This is a genomic window from Pseudooceanicola marinus, from assembly GCF_002786295.1.
In the GTDB taxonomy this organism is placed as follows: Bacteria; Pseudomonadota; Alphaproteobacteria; order Rhodobacterales; family Rhodobacteraceae; genus Pseudooceanicola; species Pseudooceanicola marinus.
Genome location: NZ_PGTC01000012.1, coordinates 1 through 3,224 on the forward strand (window position 1 = coordinate 1; position 3,224 = coordinate 3,224).

The window sequence follows — 3,224 nt, forward strand, 5'->3', positions numbered from 1 at the left end:
GAAGTTGATGATCGGACCAGGCGCCGATGGCGCGCTCGATCCAGGAGGCGCCGCGATAGCCACAGCCCTGTTCCATGAGCCATTCGTCCATCCAAAGGATGGCCGCGTCATTGGCCGCGAGATCGACGTGATAGCCCGCGATGGCGCTGCGCAGGCGCTGGCGGCGCTTCATCGCATTGCCCGCCTCGTTGCGCGCCCGGTTGTCGTGCTTGCGCGCGATGGCGTCGGTGACGACCTCCAGCACCATCGGGTGATAGAGGCGGACCACGCCCTCGCAGAGACAGGGGCGCCACTTGTGCAGCGGGCCGAAGCTGCCCTCGCAGAGCCGCTGCAGCCGCCCCTGATCCACGCCCAGAAGCTTGGCCAGCTGCTCGGTATCCGCCGGAAGCGTCCCGATGGGGTTCTGTTCCTGGGCGATGCAGATCAGGTCGAAGTAGAGCGCGCGACACTCCTCGGTGGCCTTCAGGCGCATCTCGGAGTTGAGCCAGCGGCGGTGATGCCAGGCGATGAAGTAATGGCTGTCGAGGCGTTCCTGGCCCGACAGCGGATATTCCTCGAGATCGTCGGTCTCGACGGCGCGCAACGCCGCGCCTGCAGAGGTCAGCGAGCGCATGAGGCGCCCTCCCGGGACCAGGAGCAAACCCTGTACAGCCGGAAAGCACCCAAAAGTGGTGCCCAGAGAGCAGAAGGGTATTCCGTCGCCCCTAAGAAAGCTCGAAAGGGCGTGGCGGAGATCCCTGATCTCTCGCCACGCGACGCACCTCCTGTGCCAACGATGTGTCGGTGCGCAGTCGGAGCATTGGGTCGAATGCCCCAACCCAAGATATTACTTCGCAGCCCAAAATGACAATATTGTGTTAAAGGCGTGCGATACTCGAAGATCCACGAAGGACGGAAACACTGTCGTCGACGTGCCTCCAACCGGCAGAAGGCGCAGCGGACACATCCATGTCGGCCCGTCCTTAGCAGGACGCGCCCGCGGAAAGACCTCGAACCCCGTCCTCTTCCCTTCGCACCAAACGAGTTCTCCGAAGCATCTGGGAAGCGGCCCGAGGAAAGTTCCAAGAGCCCATTGCGATCTTGGGGCAAACTGACAGAGAGCGAATTCTTCGCCCGCTCATCAAAGCATCTCTCACTAGCTACAGACGTTGTGTGGGGCGAAGCAGGCAAACGTGGGACGCCTCGCCCCTGCGGCATGCGCACCTTGTCGCACCAGGAGCCGCTCTGCGTAATTGGATGTTGACGCAGGCCTTCAGATAGCCCTGATCCTACATTTATGTCAATTGCGCCATTGCAAAAATAGAAACCCGGTACCGGGCTCATAGACGCCTCGCTTCTCGACTTACAGAAATCAAGCTGGAACTTCTCCAATAAACTGATTTCCTTTAATATTTTCAGACTGAAGCTCTGCGGCTCACTCTCTGAGCGAATGCAGTGCGGCGTTTGCCCCTCTCCATACTCCCTCAAACTCGTTGCAGTGCCGCCCCGGTGCCGCCGTGTCACATAGAACCAGCAGTGGCAGTTCTGCGGATGCGCTCCAAAAGGGAGAAGTGGGACTGGCCCTCGAGTGCCGAAATCTCGAGAACTCGTCTTAGCAGCCAGAACCTCACGCGCGAGCTCTGCCCCTATAGGGAGCGGGCTGATGGAGCTGACGCACCCTGCCGTTCCCTTTTGGGGCGCGACATTTATGGGACTATCGCGCCCCGTCGCCGCCTGGGATGGGGTTTCCAGGGCAACTGCTCGGCAAATGGGAACTGCCGGGCTGAGTTGAGGCTTAACAGCTGGCCTCCAAAGATCAATTGTCACAAGACAACGCAATTGCTTCGTCACGCCACCTTCCTCCGCTTCGCTGCCGGGATGTCGAGCTTGAGCCGATCCCGGCGCAGGCGCACCGCATCCTTGTGGCAGCCGGCGAGCCGGGCGATCTCCGTCAGCCCCCGCTGGCCATCGACCAGAGCCAGGATCTTCCGGGTGATTTCCTCATCATCGCCCGAGACGGACTTCTCACGCCCGCCCCGGAGCGGTGCGGGCTTGGGCCGGGCGATCTCCAGCCCGTCCTCGCGCGCCACCCGCTGAATGCGCTGGCGCGCCGTGTGGCGCAGCAGGATGATCTCGCTGATGCTCAGACCATCCCTGATGTCCTGGGCGATCTCGCGGTCCTTCAGCCGGTCCGCCAGTGTCGGCACCTGCGCGCGCTGCATCGTGCGGAAACCGCCCTTGAAGGCCTCGTTGCGGGTGATGAGCGACTGGGTCTTCGGGTCCCAGACGTAGTCCCGGTCCATGCCGCTCACGCCCGCAGGGATGCGCCGCTTCTCTTCCGGAATACGCTCCAGCGCCTCGTCAATCAGACGGCGCTCTTCTGCGGTCACGATGTCCATGCGGAACCCTCCAGGGAAAAGGCGGGGCGCGCCGGGTGGGACGCGCCCCAAGTCGGGGACGGACAGATCGGGACCGCCACGCCCCGGACGGCCGCGCGGTCCCGCGGGGCGGCCTGACAAGGTCCGGGGAAACGGGCGGCGCGGAGGGCCTGGAGGACATGGGCCCTCCGCGCCAGGGAGCGCCCTGCCCTGCCCGACAGCCGGCGCTCCGCACGGCCCGGCGCCTGTGCCGGGGTCCGTGAGTGAATCTGATGGATGATCGTCGCGGGGAGCACGCCGCCAACGATAGCGCCCTCCCCGCGACGATCGCCCGCCCGTCGGCGGGAGGGGGATGTGAGACGAGCCATCACGCGCGCCGCTCCGCCTTGCCGAGCAACGTGGCGCGGAATTGCATGGCGGCCGTGACCATCTCGTCCAGTTCGGCGATCTGGTCCTGCGCCTCCGTCGGAGAATAGTCGTGCGGGACCGCCGAGGCCGAGGAATGCGCCTCGGCATGGCGCTGCAGCACGTCCGCGAACTCCCGGGTGATCCGGTGGATGTCCGAGGCGGTCGAGCCTTCGATGTTCAACGGGTGGAAGGTCCCGCCGCCCAGAGCCGCGAAATGCGCCGCGATCGGCACGGCGGCCTCGGGCACAATCCGGCTCAACCGGTCGAGGTAGTTGACGCCAAGCCCGCCCGGGCGCTGCTCCGAGACTTCCGTCCCGTGCGACAGAGTCGAGACCCCGACGCCGATGTCATTGGCCACGGCCTCAAGACCGCCGGCCGCGCGAATGGCGGTCTGCACCGCCGACTGGATCGAAGCGGGCCGCGCCTTACGCATGGGGAAACTCTCCGGGGGTTTTCGCG

The 3,224-nt window shown here is 64.8% G+C and carries 3 protein-coding genes; all 3 read right to left on the reverse strand.

Features of this window, described 5'->3' with window-relative positions; genetic code table 11:
- Positions 1-613, reverse strand: a 613-nt coding sequence (locus tag CVM50_RS08090) for a hypothetical protein (RefSeq protein WP_198431873.1), incomplete at its 3' end; no start/stop codon positions are given.
- Between the two features lie 1,213 nt (positions 614-1,826).
- Positions 1,827-2,378: a hypothetical protein gene (locus CVM50_RS08095; protein ID WP_085887036.1), complete on the reverse strand. Its 552-nt coding sequence runs from the start codon at positions 2,376-2,378 to the stop codon at positions 1,827-1,829.
- A gap of 346 nt (positions 2,379-2,724) precedes the next feature.
- Positions 2,725-3,224: hypothetical protein (locus tag CVM50_RS08100; RefSeq protein ID WP_332835660.1), on the reverse strand; the 500-nt coding region annotated here is incomplete at its 5' end.